The organism is Streptomyces sedi, from assembly GCF_006335015.1.
Classification (GTDB): Bacteria; Actinomycetota; Actinomycetes; order Streptomycetales; family Streptomycetaceae; genus Streptomyces; species Streptomyces sedi.
This window is the reverse complement of record NZ_VDGT01000011.1, coordinates 211,424-226,119: the sequence shown is the minus strand read 5'-3', so window position 1 is coordinate 226,119 and position 14,696 is coordinate 211,424. Positions and strand designations below refer to the sequence as shown.

Genomic DNA, 14,696 nt, shown 5'->3' with positions numbered 1-14,696 from the left:
GAACACCCGCTTGCCCGCGCAGTTCCCCGCGCCCCCTTCCCCGCCGGCTACCACCTGAGGACACGACACATCAGTAACGGAGCAGGGGACGACCACCGTCCCGCACCGGCAAGGTGGGTAGTCGGCCCTCGAAACCGACGGAGTCAGACCGCGCTGCCGGCGACCCAGTCGTCCCAGCTCATGTTCCAGCCGTTGAGGCCGTTCTCCGGCGTGATCGTCTCGTCCGGGGAGTTGACCACGATGACCACGTCGCCGAGCAGGGACTCGTCGAAGAACCAGGCGCCGTCCTGGTCCGGGTCGTCCGCGCCCTGCACGTCGTTGAGGCCGACGCAGCCGTGGCTGGTGTTGGTGGAGCCGAAGGTGCTGTCCGGCGCCCAGTAGTTGCCGTGGATGAACGTGCCGGAGGTGGAGAGCCGCATGGCGTGCGGCACGTCGGGGATGTCGTACTCGCCCTCGCCGTCGTCGTCGGTGAAGCCGACGGTCGCGCCGTCCATCCGGGTCTCCTCGTACTTCTCGGAGATCACCATCTGGCCGTTGTAGGTCGGGGTCTCGTCACTGCCCGCGGATATCTTCACCGTGCGCAGCGGCTCGCCGTCGCGCACGACCTTCATCTCCTTGGACTCGGCGTCCACCGTGCTGACCTGGGAGCGGCCCACGGTGAAGCTGAAGTCGCGGTCCTGGACGCCGGTTATGCCGGGCGAGCCCTCGACGCCGTCGAAGTCGAGCGAGACGTCGACCTGGGTGCCGGCCTCCCAGTACGACTCCGGCCTGAAGTCCAACCGGGTCGCGTCGAACCAGTGGCCGACGATCTCCTGGCCGCTGCTGGCCGTCACGGTGACGGCCTGCTGGACCTCGGCCTGGTTGGCTATCTCCTGGTCGAAGTTGAGCGAGACGGGCATCCCGACGCCGACCTCGGAGCCGTCCTCGGGCGTGAAGTACCCGATGAAGCTGTTCTCGGGGGAGACCGTGGTGAAGGCCGCCGTCTGGTGCGCCGCGCGTCCCTCGGAGTCGCTGGCCCGCACCGTCAGCTCGTACCTGGTGGCGCGCTCCAGCTGCTCCTCGGGCTGCCAGCTGGTCTGGTCCTCGGAGAGCGTCCCCGCCACCTCGGCGCCCAGCTCGGGGGCGGTGAGCACGACCTCGTCGAGGGTGCCCTCCTCTACCCGCACCGCGACGTCGTCGTTGATCCCGACGCCCTCGGCGGCGTCGTCCGGCGTGATGGATATCACCGCCGACGAGGTGTCCGCGTCCTCGGCCGCCTGGTCGGCGTCCGACTGCTCGGTCTGCTCGCCCCCGTCGGCGTCGTCGTCTCCGCCGCCGCCGCCACAGGACGTGAGCGCCAGGACCCCGCAGAGCAGCGCAGCCGCCGCGGTCAGGCCCCTTCGCCGCATGACATCAACCATCAGAACTCATCCGCATCGCTCGTCGTCCGCTGCCGCGTCTCCCGTGAGGACACTGGGGAGAACGTGGGGAACCGGCAGCGTGTTCCACCATAGGCGAAACCTCGGGGGTGAACTGTGCGGGGAGTGTCCGAATGCATCGGTGCGCCGGTGAGCGCGGGCGTGCGCTCCGGGGCGTCAACTGAACGGCGCCGCCGGGGGGTTATGGCGGCGCCCGAGGCGGCGCGCGGGTCAGCGTTCGCGCCCCACGGTTCCGGTTCCCGACCCGTCGCCGTTCTCCCCCGTCTCCGCCGGTTCCCCCGTCTCCTCGTGGTCCAGCGCGTCCTCCAGGGCGTCCACGCCGCCCGCGTCCCAGTCGCCGACCCCGTCGTCGGCGTCGGCCCCCTCGTCCAGCCCGTCCCCGTCCGCCCCGTACCCGTCCAGCTCGTCCCCGTCCAGCTCGTCGTCCGTGCCGTCCCAGGCCGCCTCGGGGTCGAAGGCGGCGCGTTCGCTGCTCCACGACGCCTGGGCCAGCACCACGCCCGGCACCTCGTCGACCAGGTCGACCGGGTCGATCAGATAGGCCACGGCCTCCGCCTCGTCCTCCGAGACGGCGCGCGCGGCGGACTCCCGTTCGTCGGCCGGCAGCAACGGGTCGCCCTCGATACGGGACCAGGCGGCGCTGATCAGTTCGTCCGGCTCCGCGATCTCCAGCACCATCTCCACCCGCACCCGGACATGACGCGCCCCTGGCGACAGCTCTTCGCTCATGACGGGGAGCGTAAGACCCCGGGCCCCCCGGTCTTCCCCGCGACCCGCACCGGGCCGTAACATCGCACACCACGCCGTCAGTACGCAGCAACGCTCGGAGCACCCCGTGGACGGTCAAACGCGCGGTCTCGACCGCCGAACCCTGATCAGCGGCATGGTGGCCGCCCTGATTCTCTGTGTCGTCTGGCTTCTGCCTTCGGCCTACTCGGAGGCGGACGACTCCTCGTCCGGCACCTCGGTCATCCCCGTGGACCAGCCGATGGAGCGGGAGGCCAGCTAGCCGTCTCGTTCGGAGGATTCAGGACCTTCGAGGGGCTCCCCCAGAGGCCCGCGGAGGGCTCACCACCGCTTTTCCCGCGTCACCCGGTACCCCCGGTTTCCCCCCAGGAACCGACCGGTTCGGCCCGGCCCCCCTCGGGAGGCCGGGCCCTCGCGTGTGCGGACCGGGCACGGATCCGCCCGCCGCCGCGCTCAGTCGAGCGGCCCGGTGACGGACTCCGCCGCCCGCACCAGCGAACCGTCCGCGACCAGCGCCTCGGCCGCCGCCAGCTCGGGCGCCAGGAACCGGTCGGCGCCCGGCCCGCCGAGCCCGCCCTCGCCGGCCGCCGCCAGCACCGCGCGGGAGGCCGGCGCGGGGCTGCCGCCCTCGGCGGCGCGCAGCGCGAGCGCCCGGGAGGCGGCGTGCAGCTCGATGCCGAGGACCCGCGTCAGCAGGGTCAGCGAGGTGCGCAGCTTGCGCGCCGCCGACCAGCCCATCGAGACGTGGTCCTCCTGCATCGCGGAGGAGGGGATCGAGTCGACGGAGGCCGGCTGCGCCAGCCGCTTCAGGTCGCTGACCAGCGCGGCCTGGGTGTACTGGGCGATCATCAGCCCCGAGTCGACCCCCGGGTCGTCGGCGAGGAACGGCGGCAGCCCGTGCGAACGGTGCCGGTCCAGCAGCCGGTCGGTGCGCCGCTCGGACATCGAGGCCAGGTCGGCGGCGGCGATGGCGAGGAAGTCCAGCACATAGCCGACGGGCGCCCCGTGGAAGTTGCCGTTGGAGGAGACCATCCCGTCGACCACCACCGGGTTGTCCACGGCGGCTGCCAGCTCGCGCTCCGCCACCGCGCGGGCGTGCGCCAGCGTGTCCCGGCCCGCGCCGGCGACCTGGGGCGCGCAGCGGACGGAGTACGCGTCCTGCACGCGCGGCGCGCTGTCCTGGTGGTGGCCGGTCAGCCCGGAGCCTTCCAGCACCCGGCGCATGTTGGCCGCCGAAGCGGCGAGCCCGGGGTGCGGGCGGACGGCGTGCAGCGCGGGGGCGAGCACCCGTTCCGTGCCGAGCAGCGCCTCCAGGGTCAGGGCCGCTGTCACGTCGGCGCTGGTCAGCAGGCGGCCCAGGTCCTCGCAGGCCATCAGCAACATGCCCAGCATCCCGTCGGTGCCGTTGAGCAGCGCCAGCCCCTCCTTCTCGCGCAGCTCGACGGGGGCGACGCCGTACCGTTCCAGCAGCGCGGCCGACGGCTCGACGCGGCCGTCCGGGCCCTCCGCCTCGCCCTCGCCGAGCAGCGTCAGCGCGCAGTGCGAGAGCGGCGCCAGGTCCCCGGAGCAGCCGAGCGAGCCGTGCTCGTGGACGACGGGGGTGATCCCGGCGTTGAGCAGCGCGGCCATGGTGTGCGCCACCTCGGAGCGAACCCCGGTGTGGCCCGAGGCAAGGGTCTTCAGCCGCAGGAACATCAGCGCCCTGACCACCTCGCGCTCCACCGGGGGGCCGAGCCCCGCGGCATGGGAACGGACGATGTTGCGCTGGAGGCGGGCGCGCAGCTCGGGCGCGATGGAGCGAACGGCCAACGCGCCGAAGCCCGTCGAGACCCCGTAGACCGGCTCGGGCCCGGCCGCCAGCCCCTCGATCACGCGCCGGGCGGCGTCCATCGCGGCCACAGCGTCGTCCGCGAGCGTGACCTGGGCGTTTCCGCGGGCGACGGCGACGACCTCGGCGGCGGTGGGTGGGGTGGAGTGCAACACCACGCTTGGCATATTCATATTCACGAGCCTAAGAGAATGAATCGGAATCCCACAGAACGGGGTCGGGTCAGCCCGAACCCGCCACCGGCGGCGGCCGTTCCCGGCCGCGGAACGCCCGCCGTTCACCGCCGGGCGGCGCGGGCGGCAGCGCGGCGACCCGCTCCCAGTCGCCCCGCCCGGCCACCACGGGCGCCTGCGAACGGGCGGCCTTGGCGCGGTACTGCGCGGCGTCCGCCAGCCGGAAGAGCCGCCGCCCGGAACGCAGCCGGCCCGGCACCGCGCCCGTGGAGGCCACCCCGCAGGCCACGCCCTCGCTCAGCTCCAGCGCGGCGGCGCCCCGACAGACCTCGGCCGCGGCACGTTCCACCTCGGCCGGGTCCGCCTCGACGGCCAGCAGACAGAACTCGTCCCCGCCCAGCCGCGCCGCCAACGCCCCGGGCAGCGGCTCCGCGGCCCGGGACAGCACCCCGGCGAAACGAATCAGCAGGCGGTCGCCGACCGCGTGGCCGTGGGTGTCGTTGACCCGCTTCAGGCCGTTGACGTCGCAGACCACCAGCGTCAGCACCGCGCCGCGCTCGCGGTGGCCGCGCAGCGCCTCGGCGAGGGCGTGGTCGACGGCCCGCCGGTTGGCCAGCCCGGTCAACGCGTCGGTGAACGCCAACCGCCGTATCTCCCGCAGCCGTTCGTACTGCGCGAAACCCGCGGCCAGCACGGCGGCGAGCGCCGGCGCGAACGCCTGCTCCTCCGGAGTGAACGCCGGCTGTTCGCGCCCCCTGACCACCCGCAGCTCCCCCCACTCGCCGCCGTGCACCAGGATCGGCGCCACCAGCGCGGGCGGGTCCTCGCCGTCGGCCGACTCCCCCACGTCGGCCAGCACCCGCAGCCGGGGCGGAACGGTGCTGCCGGGGGCGCGTTCCCACACGGATATCGCCGCGTGGGAGCCGCCGAGGGCGCGCCGCGCCCGGTCCACGCCGGCGCGCGCCGCCTGCGCGAGGCCGCGCTCGGCGGCCATCCCGCGCGCCACGTCGACCACCGCCCACAGCCTCTCTTCCGCCATGGGGCCAGGCTAGGGCGCGTTGCCCCGCTTTGTGACGTTCAGCTACTCCCTGCCGGGGGCCGTGCAGACGACAACCCACCTTGCCGGTGCGGCACCGCGGTCGTCCGCACCCCGCCACCCAGCATTCGCGCAGTTCCCCGCGCCCCCAAGCCGCCCACCGGCGTGACAGGGGCGCGGGGAACTGCGCGAGCAACCCATCACCGGGCTCACGCCGACAACCCACCCAGACCGGCAAGGTCAGTAGTCGAGTGCACCCCGCCACAAATGCACCGCGCAGTTCCCCGCGCCCCCAAACAAACCGCCCACGGCAGTGCAGGGGCGCGGGGAACGGCGCGAGCAACCCACCACCGGGCTCACGCCGACAACCCACCCAGACCGGCAAGGTCAACCCAGGCCCGGCCAGTCCGGTGCCCGCCGCTCGTTGAACGCCGCGATGCCCTCGACCCGGTCCGCCGAGAACGCGACCTCGTTCCAGGCCGCGTCCTCCACTTCGAGCCCGGTCGCCAGGTCCTGCCCGTGCCCCAGCCGCAGCGCCCGCTTGGCCGCCCGGACGCCGACGGGCGAGTTCCGGGCGATGCGGCCGGCCAGCGCCAGCGCCTCCTCGCGTGCGGACCCGTTCGGCACGACCTGGTCGACCATGCCCAGCGTCAGGGCCTCCGCCGCCGGCACCTTCCGCGCGGTGAAGACCAGCTCGGCCGCGCGGGCGGCGCCGACCCGGCGCGGCAGCAGCTGGGTGCCGCCGCCGCCGGGCAGCACCCCCACGGAGACCTCCGGCAGCCCGACCACCGCGCTCTCGTCGGCGACCACCAGGTCGCAGCTGAGCGCCAGTTCGTAGCCGCCGCCCAGCGCGAAGCCGCGCACCGCCGCGATCACCGGCATGGGCAGCGCCAGCACCCCGCCGAACGCCGCGCGCAGCACCCGGCGCTGGCGCCGCAGCCCCGCGTCGTCGAGGCCGTTCCGTTCCTTGAGGTCGGCGCCCACGCAGAACGCCCGCTCGTGCGTGGAACCCAGCACCACCGCGCGTGTGGCCCGGTCGGCGGCCAGCTCGGCGCACGCGTCCGCCAGCCGGGCCGCCAGCTCGGCGGAGAGCGCGTTCAACGCCTCCGGCCGGTCCAATAGCAGGGTGGCGACGCGCGTCTCCTCGTCGCGCCGCAGCTCGATCCAGTCCCCGAAACGCTCTACCCGCTCTACCCGCTCTGCCTCAGCCATGGCCGGCATTATCGACGCCACACCGCGCCCTGCCCAGCGTCCACCGCCGCCGCCCCGCCGCGGCGCTACGCGCCCCTGCGCGTCAGCAGCCACGGCTCCACGATGCCGAGCCCCCGCACCGGCCGCTGGTAGAGCGGCTGGAGCGCGAAGCGGTACGCCTCGGCGGCGTCCGCCGACTTCTCCGAGCGGGGCGCCAGCCGGGCGCCGGTCAGCTCCTCGCGCAGCGCCCCGTCCACGAGCACCATGTCCTTGGGCGCTATCGACGTCAGCCGGCTCGCCAGGTTCACCGTGTTCCCGAAGACGTCGCCCATCCGCGTCGTCACCGTGCCGAACGCGATGCCCACCCGCAGCTCCGGCATCATCGGGTCCTCGCCCAGCGTCTCCACCAGCCGCAGCCCGATCTCCGCCGCCGTGCCCGCGTCGTCGGCCGCGAAGAGCACCTCGTCGCCGAGCGTCTTGATCAGCCGGCCGCCGTGCGCGGCGACCTGGTCGGCGGCGGTGGTCTCGAACGCCTCGACCAGTTCGCCGAGTTGCTCCTCCTCCAGCCGCCTGGTCAGCCGCGTGAAGCCGACCAGGTCGGCGAAGCCGACGGCCAGCCTGCGGTCCACCATCTCGGCGTCGTCCTGCGCCTGCACGACGCGGCCGGTCGAGGCGGCCAGCTGGCGCCGCCACACATAGACCAGAAACTCCTGCAACTCCGGCAGCAGCAGCTCGACCAGCGGATAGGCCACCTCGGTCCTGGTCATCCCGGGCTCGGGCGGCTCGGTCAGGCCCTCCAGGAACGAGTCGATCTGCCAGTCCGCGAGCCGCGCCGTGGTCTGCCCGGTGGAGCGCGCCACCTGGACCGCCATCGGCTCGCTCAGCAGCCCCGCCTCCACCATGCCGGCAAGGCGCCGCAGCGCCAGCACGTCGGCCTCGGTCAGCGCCTTGGCCTGCCCGATGTCGGGGAAGCCCATCGCCCGCCAGAAGCGGGACGCCAGATCCATCGGAACGCCGGCCGCCCGTGCCGCCTGGAACGGGGTGTACTGCCGCTCGGCGCCGAGGATCAGCTGCTCGATGCGCAGCGCCAGAGGGTCGTCGCCCTCGGCCGGCTCCTCGGGCCGCTCCCGCGCGGGGTCCTCGGCCGGGTCCGCCGACTGGCCCGCCGCCGGGTCCTCCGGCGGCCCCTCCTCCGGGTCCTCGGGCCGGCCCCCCGGCGTTGGGACAGGGTCAGGCCCGGCCACGGTCACCGCCCGGCCTCGCGGGGAGAGGGGGATTCCCTGAGTCGCGCACTGTCCTACCGTTCCGCTTCGCCGCGCCCCGCTGGCGCGGTCCTGAGGTGCTGACGGGCACCCGCCGCCGGTGAGGCCGGGGGCAGTACCGCCAATTCCCGATCCCCAACCCTACGGCAGGTGTGCCTTATGTCACGTCGCCCGGAGATGGACGATGTCCCCGGCGCCCACCGGGTGCCTGGTGCCGTCCGCGTCCCCGATGACCAGCCGACCCTCGTCGTCGAGGGCGACCGCGGTGCCCCGCAGCTCGCCACCGCCCGGCAGCTCGGCGCGCACCGCGCGACCCAGCGTCGCGCAGCGCGCCACATACGTGTCGCGCACCGCGCCCACGGCCGGGTCGCCGCCCGTCGCGGGGTCCCCGCCGGCCGCCACCCAGCCCGTGTACCAGGCGCCCAGCGCCTCCAGCACGGCGCACAGCAACGGCTCGCGCTCCCCCGGGCGCCCCCCGGAGCGCTCCCCCACCCGCGCGCCGGCCAGCGCCAGCGAGCCCGCGGTCGGCACCGGCAACTCGTCGGCGCGCAGCGAGACGTTGAGCCCCACGCCCAGCACCACGCCGCCGCCGGGGACCCGCTCGGCGAGGATGCCGCCGAGCTTGCGTTCCTCGTCACCGACCGCGACCAGCAGGTCGTTGGGCCACTTCAGCGCCGTCGCCACACCCGCCGTCGCGCTCAACGCGCCGGAGACGGCGACCCCGGCGAGCAGCGGAAGCCACGGCAGCCGGTCGGCCGGCACGGCGGGCTCGGGGTCGAGCAGCACCGAGAAGAAGAGGCCCGAACGCGGCGGCGCGCTCCAACCGCGCCCCAACCTGCCCCGGCCGCTGGTCTGTTCCTCAGCGACCAGCACCTCGCCCGCGGCGGCGTCGCCCGCCCGGGCAGCGGCGGCGAGGTCCGCGTTGGTCGAGCCCGTCACCTCGACGACCCGCAGCCGGCTCCACGCGCCGCCGGGACGGACCAGCGCGGAGCGCAGGACCGCGGCGTCCAACGGGGGGCGGTCGGCGTCGGACGGGTGCCCCTGCGAAGTGCTCATGCGTCCAACCCTATGCGGCACGGCCGGACGACCAGCGGGGGAACGCGCACCCGGCGCCGCCCCGCCCCGGGTGACGCCGTTCGCCCCGGGTGGCGACGCCGCCACGGGTGACGGACGCCTCACCGCCGGTCGACGCGGCGGGCGGTTAACCTACCCTTCGGTAGCCGACCGCTGCCGTTCCGCCACGGACGCGGCGCGCACCACGCGTTCGGCGTCCAGGCACGACCGCAAAGGCACGAGGAGGAGCCGCGTGGAGGCCGAACCCCAGGTCACCGGTACCGCTGGCAAGATCGCCGAACTCCGACGACGGATCACGGAGGCTACGCACGCCGGCTCCGAGCGCGCGGTGGCCCGCCAGCACGCCAAGGGCAAGCTGACCGCCAGGGAACGGGTCGAACTGCTGTTGGACGAGGGCTCGTTCACCGAGCTGGACGAGTTCGCCAGACACCGCGCCACCGCCTTCGGCATCGACGCCAACCGCCCGCTCGGCGACGGCGTGGTCACCGGCTACGGAACGGTCGACGGCCGGCCGGTCTGCGTCTACTCCCAGGACTTCACGGTCTTCGGCGGCTCCCTCGGCGAGGTCTACGGCGAGAAGATCGTCAAGGTGATGGACTTCGCGCTGAAGACCGGCTGCCCGGTCATCGGCATCAACGACGGCGGCGGCGCCCGCATCCAGGAGGGCGTGGCGGCGCTCGGCCTCTTCGCTGAGATCTTCCGCAGGAACGTGCACGCCTCCGGGGTGGTGCCGCAGATCTCGCTGATCATGGGCCCCTGCGCGGGCGGCGCTGTCTACTCGCCGGCGATCACCGACTTTACGGTGATGGTCGACCAGACCTCCCACATGTTCATCACCGGTCCCGACGTGATCAAGACGGTCACCGGCGAGGAGGTCGGCTTCGAGGACCTGGGCGGCGCCCGCACCCACAACACCCGTTCCGGGGTCGCCCACCAGATGGCGGGCGACGAGAAGGACGCCATCGAGTTCGTCAGGACGCTGCTGTCCCACCTGCCGTCCAACAACCTCGGCGAGCCCCCGGTCCTCCCCTCCGACCCGGACCCGGAGGTCACCGAGGAGGACCTCGAACTCGACACGCTGGTACCCGACTTCGACCACCAGCCGTACGACATGCACGAGGTCGTCGAACGGGTGCTGGACGACGGCGAGTTCCTGGAGACCCAGCCGCTCTTCGCGCCCAACATCGTCACCGGCTTCGGCCGGGTCGAGGGCCGCTCGGTGGGGGTCGTCGCCAACCAGCCGATGCGGTTCGCCGGTTGCCTGGACATCCACGCCTCGGAGAAGGCCGCACGCTTCGTTCGCACCTGCGACGCGTTCAACGTGCCGGTGCTGACCTTCGTCGACGTGCCGGGCTTCCTGCCGGGCACCGAGCAGGAGTTCCAGGGGATCATCCGGCGCGGCGCCAAGCTGATCTTCGCCTACGCGGAGGCGACGGTGCCGCTGATCACGGTGATCACCCGCAAGGCGTTCGGCGGCGCCTACGACGTGATGGGCTCCAAGCACCTGGGCGCGGACCTCAACCTCGCCTGGCCCACCGCGCAGATCGCGGTCATGGGCGCGCAGGGCGCGGTCAACATCGTGTACCGAAGGACACTGGCCGGCGTCGAGGAGGGCCCGGAACGCGAGGCCGAACGGGCGCGGCTGACCGCCGAGTACGAGTCGGCGCTGCTCAACCCGTATGTCGCGGCGGAACGCGGCTATGTGGACGCGGTGATCGCGCCGTCCGATACCCGCCGGCAGATCGTGCGCGGGCTCCGCGCGCTGCGCGGCAAGCGGGCGCAGCTGCCGCCGAAGAAGCACGGCAACATCCCACTGTGACGCTGCCGCTTGGCTTTCGGGGACCGTAAGCCGTCTGTTCGTGTGTTTCGTCTGTTGTGTGTTCGTGTGCCGCAAGGAGGGTTTCGTTCGTGATCACCGTTGTGCGGGGCAACCCGACGCCCGAGGAGCTGGCCGCCGCCATCACGGCGACGCTGGCCGCCGTGCGAGGCCGCGCGGCGGAGGCGCCGGAGCCGGCGCGGGCCGACGCGTGGGGCAGGCCGACGCCACCGCGCCCCCTCCCCCCGCCCGGCCCCCACGCGTGGCGCACCAGCTTCTGGCCGTCGCTCTGACGAACCACCGGACCGGCCCGTGAAGGGGCGCGGGGAACTGCGCGAGCAACCACACACCCGGCCGAGGACGACAACTCACCCGGACCGGCAAGGCCAGTAGTCGCCTGCGGCCCGCCACACAGCATTCGCGCCGTTCCCCGCGCCCCCAAGCCGCCCACCGGCATGACAGGGGCGCGGGGAACTGCGCGAGCAACCAGATACCGGGCCGAGGACGACCACCCACCCAAGCCACGCACGTGAGTAGTCGACCAACCCCCGCCACACATGCACCGCGCAGTTCCCCGCGCCCCCCAAGCCGCCCACCGTGACAGGGGCGCGGGGAACTGCGCGAGCAACCGGACACCGGGCCGCAGGCGGCGACGAAACCGGAACCGCCCCACCACCACCGCCCGCGCCGCCAAAAGAATCCCCGTAGGGAGCCTTGACGCCCTCCCACCCGCTTCCTATCGTCCTCACTGCAAGCGGTTTCTTTCGAAACTTTTCGAGCCGGCGGGTGGAACGACGGAAGGAGCGGGGACCCTATGGCTCCCGTAAGGCGGCAGGCGCTCGTGGTCAGGGGCGGGTGGCGGGGCCACCGTCCCAGGGAGTCGACCAACCTCTTTCTGCCGTTCCTCGCCGCCCACGGCTTCCAGACGCTCGTCGAGGAGTCCCTTGAGGTCTACGAGGACGAGAAACTGCTCACCGCCACCGACCTGATCGTCCAGTGCTGGACCGGCGGCGACATCACCGCCGCCGAGAGCGCCGGGCTCACCGCGGCCGTCCGCGCCGGAACCGGGTTCGCCGGCTGGCACGGCGGCATCGTCGACGCCTTCCGCGACGACCCCGGCTACGCGCTGCTGGTCGGCGGCCAACGCGTGCGGGGCGTTCCCGCGCCGACCACCCAACGCCTCACCCCCACGCCCGAACACGCCGACCACCCCGTGCTGGCCGGCACGGGCGCCTTCGACATGCCGTCCGCCCCCTACTGGGTGCACGGTGACCCGCTCAACGACGTGCTGGCCACCGTGACCTTCGACGCCGACGAGACGCGGCTCCGCCCCGCGGCCGTACCCGCCGTGTGGACCAGGCGCTGGGGACGCGGCCGGGTCTTCGTCTCCACCGCCGGCCACGGCCCGGAGGAGCTGCGCCACCCCCAACTGCGCGGCCTCGTCGAGCGCGGGCTGCTGTGGGCCGCGCGGTCCGCCGAGCGCCGAAACGACGCGTAGCCGCCCCCCGCCACACCCCCACCACGTCACCCAAACCCCCACCACACCCCCACCCCCAACAAACCCCCCTGTTCTTCCCCTCTGTGATCCCTTCCCCTCTGTGAGGAGCCGTGTTGAGAGCCACAGTGCAGCAATTCCTCAGGTCGACGACGACGCGGGTCGGCGCCGTCGTGGTCACGCTGGCGCTCGGCGCCGGTCTCAGCGCCGGGCTGACCACCGGCAGCGCCGCCGCCCACCCCGGACACGACCACGAGACGAGCCCGGCACCGCTGGAGGAGGGCTTCGAGAAGGTCACCCTCGACGACAACACCAGCAACCCGATGGAGTTGGGCATCGCCGACGACGGTCGGGTCTTCTACGTCGACCGCAACGGCGAGGTGAAGGTCGTCAGCCCGGACGGCCTCGTCTCCACCGCCGGCACCGTCCCGGTCTACGTGGGGCAGGAGTTCGGCCTGCTCGGCATCGCGCTCGACCCGGACTTCACCGACAACGGCTGGCTCTACCTGTACTACTCGCCCGCCGGGTCCGAACAGGTCGACCGTGTCTCGCGGTTCACCGTCGACGAGGGCGACACCCTCGACATGGAGAGCGAGCAGGTCCTGCTCACCGTCGAGACCCAGCGGCAGGAGTGCTGCCACGCGGGCGGCTCGCTGGAGTTCGACACGCAGGGGAACCTGTACATCGCGACCGGCGACAACACCAACCCGTTCGCCTCCGACGGCTACACCCCGATCGACGAGCGGGAGGACCGCGCCGCCTGGGACGCGCAGCGCACCTCGGCCAACAGCGACTCGTTGAACGGCAAGATCCTGCGCATCACCCCGCAGGACGACGGGAGTTACACCGTTCCCGAGGGGAACCTCTTCGCCGAGGGCACCGAGAACGCCCGCGCGGAGATCTACGCGATGGGCTTCCGCAACCCGTTCCGGATCGGCGTCGACCCGAACACCGACGGGCTCTATGTCGCCGACTACGGCCCCGACGCGGGCGCGTCGAACGAGCAGCGCGGCCCTGACGGCCGGGTGGAGTGGAACATCGTCGACGAGCCCGGCTTCTACGGCTGGCCCTACTGCGTCGGCGAGAACACCCCCTACGTGGACTACGACTTCGCCTCCGGCACCTCGGGCGAGGCGTTCGACTGCGCGGCGCCGGTCAACGACTCGCCGCACAACACCGGGATCACCGAGCTGCCGCCGGCGATCGGCGCGGAGCTGTGGATGGGCAAGGCGTCCACCAACACGCCCGAGATCGGCGGCAGCGGCGCGCCCATGACCTCCGGCGCCTACGACTTCGACCCGGACCTGGAGTCGGACCGCAAGTGGCCCGAGGAGTACGACGGTTCGGTCGTCTTCGCCGACTGGAACGACAGCCGGATGTTCTCGCTGGGGATCAGCGAGGACCGCTCCGAGGTCGCGAGCGTCACCAGGTTCCTTGAGGACCTGGACTTCAACCGGCCGCACGCCCTGCGGTTCGGCCCCGACGGCGCGCTGTACGTGATCGAGTGGGGCAGCGGCTTCGGCGGCGACAACACCGACTCGGGCGTCTACCGGGTCGACTACACCGACGGCAACCGCTACCCGATCGCCAAGCTTTCGGCCGACCGCACCTCGGGCCCGGCGCCGCTTGAGGTGAACTTCGACTCGGCGGGCTCCAGCGACCCGGAGGGCACCGAGCTGACCTACGCCTGGGACTTCGACGGCGACGGCACCGTGGACTCCACGGAGCCCGCCGGTTCGTTCACCTACACCGAGCCCGGCGGCTACACGGCCCGGCTCACGGTGACCGACGCGGACGGCGCGAGCGCCAACTCGGCGGTGCAGATCGTCTCCGGCAACACCCCGCCGGAGATCACCGTCAACTCCCCGGAGAACGGCGGGTTCTTCGACTTCGGTGACACCCTCGCCTACGACGTGACCGTGACCGACGCGGAGGACGGGGAGATCGACTGCGAGAGCGTCGTCCTCCAGCCGGCGCTCGGCCACGACGAGCACGCCCACGGCCACGACCTGCACTACGGCTGCTCCGGCACGTTCCCGCTCAACGGGGACGAGGGCCACATCGGCGCCAACATCTTCGGCACCGTGACCGTCACCTACACCGACCAGGGCAACGGTGACGCGCCGGCGCTGACCACCCAGGAGGTGTTGGTCTTCCAGCCGAAGCACCGCGAGGCCGAGCACTTCGACACCACCGGTCGGCTGGAGTCGGCCGGCGACGAGGGCGAGCCCGGCGTCGCCGTCGAGGAGACCGGCGACTCGGAGGGCGGCGGCCAGAACATCACCGCCATCGAGGACGGCGACTGGTGGGCCTGGGAGCCGACGCACCTGACGGGCATCGACGAGATCGGGCTGCGCGCCGCCACGATGACGGAGGGCGCGACGGTCGAGGTCCGCGCCGGCGACCCGGACAGCGGGCCGACGGTGGCGACCATCGAGCTGGAGCCCACCGGCGACTCGCAGGTCTACGGGGACTTCACCGGCGCGGTCGACGCCGAGGCGGTGACCGACTCCGGGCCGCTGTACTTCGTGAAGACCAGTGGCGAACTCAACGTGAACTGGGTCGAGTTCATCGGTCAGGGGGTGACCCAGCCGTAACGGCCGCGCCGCCGCGCGCCCGTCGAACGCCGCCCGTCCCGCACCGCGGGGCGGGCGGC

12 protein-coding genes are annotated in these 14,696 nt (G+C 73.1%); 5 read left to right on the top strand and 7 right to left on the bottom strand.

The window, feature by feature from the left end:
* Positions 1 to 143: 143 nt before the first annotated feature.
* Complete coding sequence (locus FH715_RS16685) at positions 144 to 1,388, bottom strand: L,D-transpeptidase (RefSeq protein WP_246108788.1); 1,245 nt, start codon at positions 1,386 to 1,388, stop codon at positions 144 to 146.
* A 240-nt stretch (positions 1,389 to 1,628) separates the two neighbouring features.
* A complete protein-coding gene (locus FH715_RS28970) occupies positions 1,629 to 2,147 on the bottom strand; it encodes a hypothetical protein (protein WP_246108787.1) in 519 nt (172 codons plus the stop codon).
* 106 nt (positions 2,148 to 2,253) lie between these two features.
* Between FH715_RS28970 and FH715_RS28275 the strand changes: the two genes are divergently transcribed.
* Positions 2,254 to 2,427, top strand: a complete 174-nt coding sequence (locus FH715_RS28275; RefSeq protein ID WP_170184745.1) for a hypothetical protein — start codon at positions 2,254 to 2,256, stop codon at positions 2,425 to 2,427.
* A gap of 191 nt (positions 2,428 to 2,618) precedes the next feature.
* On the opposite strand, the gene hutH is transcribed toward FH715_RS28275, so the two are convergent.
* The 5 genes from hutH to FH715_RS16655 form a co-directional block, all read right to left on the bottom strand.
* Entirely contained in the window at positions 2,619 to 4,166 is a 1,548-nt protein-coding gene (gene hutH, locus FH715_RS16675) for a histidine ammonia-lyase (protein ID WP_425472729.1), read from the bottom strand.
* A 49-nt stretch (positions 4,167 to 4,215) separates the two neighbouring features.
* Positions 4,216 to 5,205 (bottom strand): GGDEF domain-containing protein, encoded by a 990-nt coding sequence (locus FH715_RS16670; RefSeq protein WP_139646016.1) that lies wholly within the window; start codon positions 5,203 to 5,205, stop codon positions 4,216 to 4,218.
* Positions 5,206 to 5,589: 384 nt separating this feature from the next.
* Positions 5,590 to 6,414, bottom strand: a complete 825-nt coding sequence (locus tag FH715_RS16665) for an enoyl-CoA hydratase/isomerase family protein (protein WP_139646014.1) — start codon at positions 6,412 to 6,414, stop codon at positions 5,590 to 5,592.
* 65 nt (positions 6,415 to 6,479) lie between these two features.
* Positions 6,480 to 7,484: an adenylate/guanylate cyclase domain-containing protein gene (locus FH715_RS16660; protein ID WP_139646064.1), complete on the bottom strand. Its 1,005-nt coding sequence runs from the start codon at positions 7,482 to 7,484 to the stop codon at positions 6,480 to 6,482.
* Positions 7,485 to 7,817: 333 nt separating this feature from the next.
* Complete coding sequence (locus FH715_RS16655; RefSeq protein ID WP_139646012.1) at positions 7,818 to 8,711, bottom strand: biotin--[acetyl-CoA-carboxylase] ligase; 894 nt, start codon at positions 8,709 to 8,711, stop codon at positions 7,818 to 7,820.
* Here FH715_RS16655 and FH715_RS16650 point away from each other — a divergent pair.
* From FH715_RS16650 to FH715_RS16635, 4 genes are all read left to right on the top strand, one after another.
* Entirely contained in the window at positions 8,710 to 10,548 is a 1,839-nt protein-coding gene (locus FH715_RS16650) for an acyl-CoA carboxylase subunit beta (protein WP_425472728.1), read from the top strand. The two genes, FH715_RS16655 and FH715_RS16650, sit on opposite strands and share 2 nt — an antisense overlap.
* An 89-nt stretch (positions 10,549 to 10,637) precedes the next feature.
* On the top strand, positions 10,638 to 10,838 hold the full coding sequence (locus FH715_RS16645; RefSeq protein ID WP_139646008.1) for an acyl-CoA carboxylase epsilon subunit: 201 nt from the start codon (positions 10,638 to 10,640) through the stop codon (positions 10,836 to 10,838).
* A 521-nt stretch (positions 10,839 to 11,359) separates the two neighbouring features.
* A complete protein-coding gene (locus FH715_RS16640; RefSeq protein WP_139646006.1) occupies positions 11,360 to 12,043 on the top strand; it encodes a ThuA domain-containing protein in 684 nt (227 codons plus the stop codon).
* A 110-nt stretch (positions 12,044 to 12,153) separates the two neighbouring features.
* Entirely contained in the window at positions 12,154 to 14,637 is a 2,484-nt protein-coding gene (locus FH715_RS16635) for a PQQ-dependent sugar dehydrogenase (RefSeq protein ID WP_246108785.1), read from the top strand.
* The last annotated feature ends 59 nt before the right edge of the window (positions 14,638 to 14,696 follow it).

Bases quoted from the DNA above. Each gene is read 5' to 3' on its own strand.
- FH715_RS16685 (WP_246108788.1), bottom strand. From the start codon at position 1,388: ATGCGGCGAAGGGGCCTGACCGCGGCGGCTGCGCTGCTCTGCGGGGTC.
- FH715_RS28970 (WP_246108787.1), bottom strand. From the start codon at position 2,147: ATGAGCGAAGAGCTGTCGCCAGGGGCGCGTCATGTCCGGGTGCGGGTG.
- hutH (WP_425472729.1), bottom strand. From the start codon at position 4,166: ATGAATATGCCAAGCGTGGTGTTGCACTCCACCCCACCCACCGCCGCC.
- FH715_RS16670 (WP_139646016.1), bottom strand. From the start codon at position 5,205: ATGGCGGAAGAGAGGCTGTGGGCGGTGGTCGACGTGGCGCGCGGGATG.
- FH715_RS16665 (WP_139646014.1), bottom strand. From the start codon at position 6,414: ATGGCTGAGGCAGAGCGGGTAGAGCGGGTAGAGCGTTTCGGGGACTGG.
- FH715_RS16650 (WP_425472728.1), top strand. From the start codon at position 8,710: ATGCGTCCAACCCTATGCGGCACGGCCGGACGACCAGCGGGGGAACGC.
- FH715_RS16655 (WP_139646012.1), bottom strand. From the start codon at position 8,711: ATGAGCACTTCGCAGGGGCACCCGTCCGACGCCGACCGCCCCCCGTTG.
- FH715_RS16640 (WP_139646006.1), top strand. From the start codon at position 11,360: ATGGCTCCCGTAAGGCGGCAGGCGCTCGTGGTCAGGGGCGGGTGGCGG.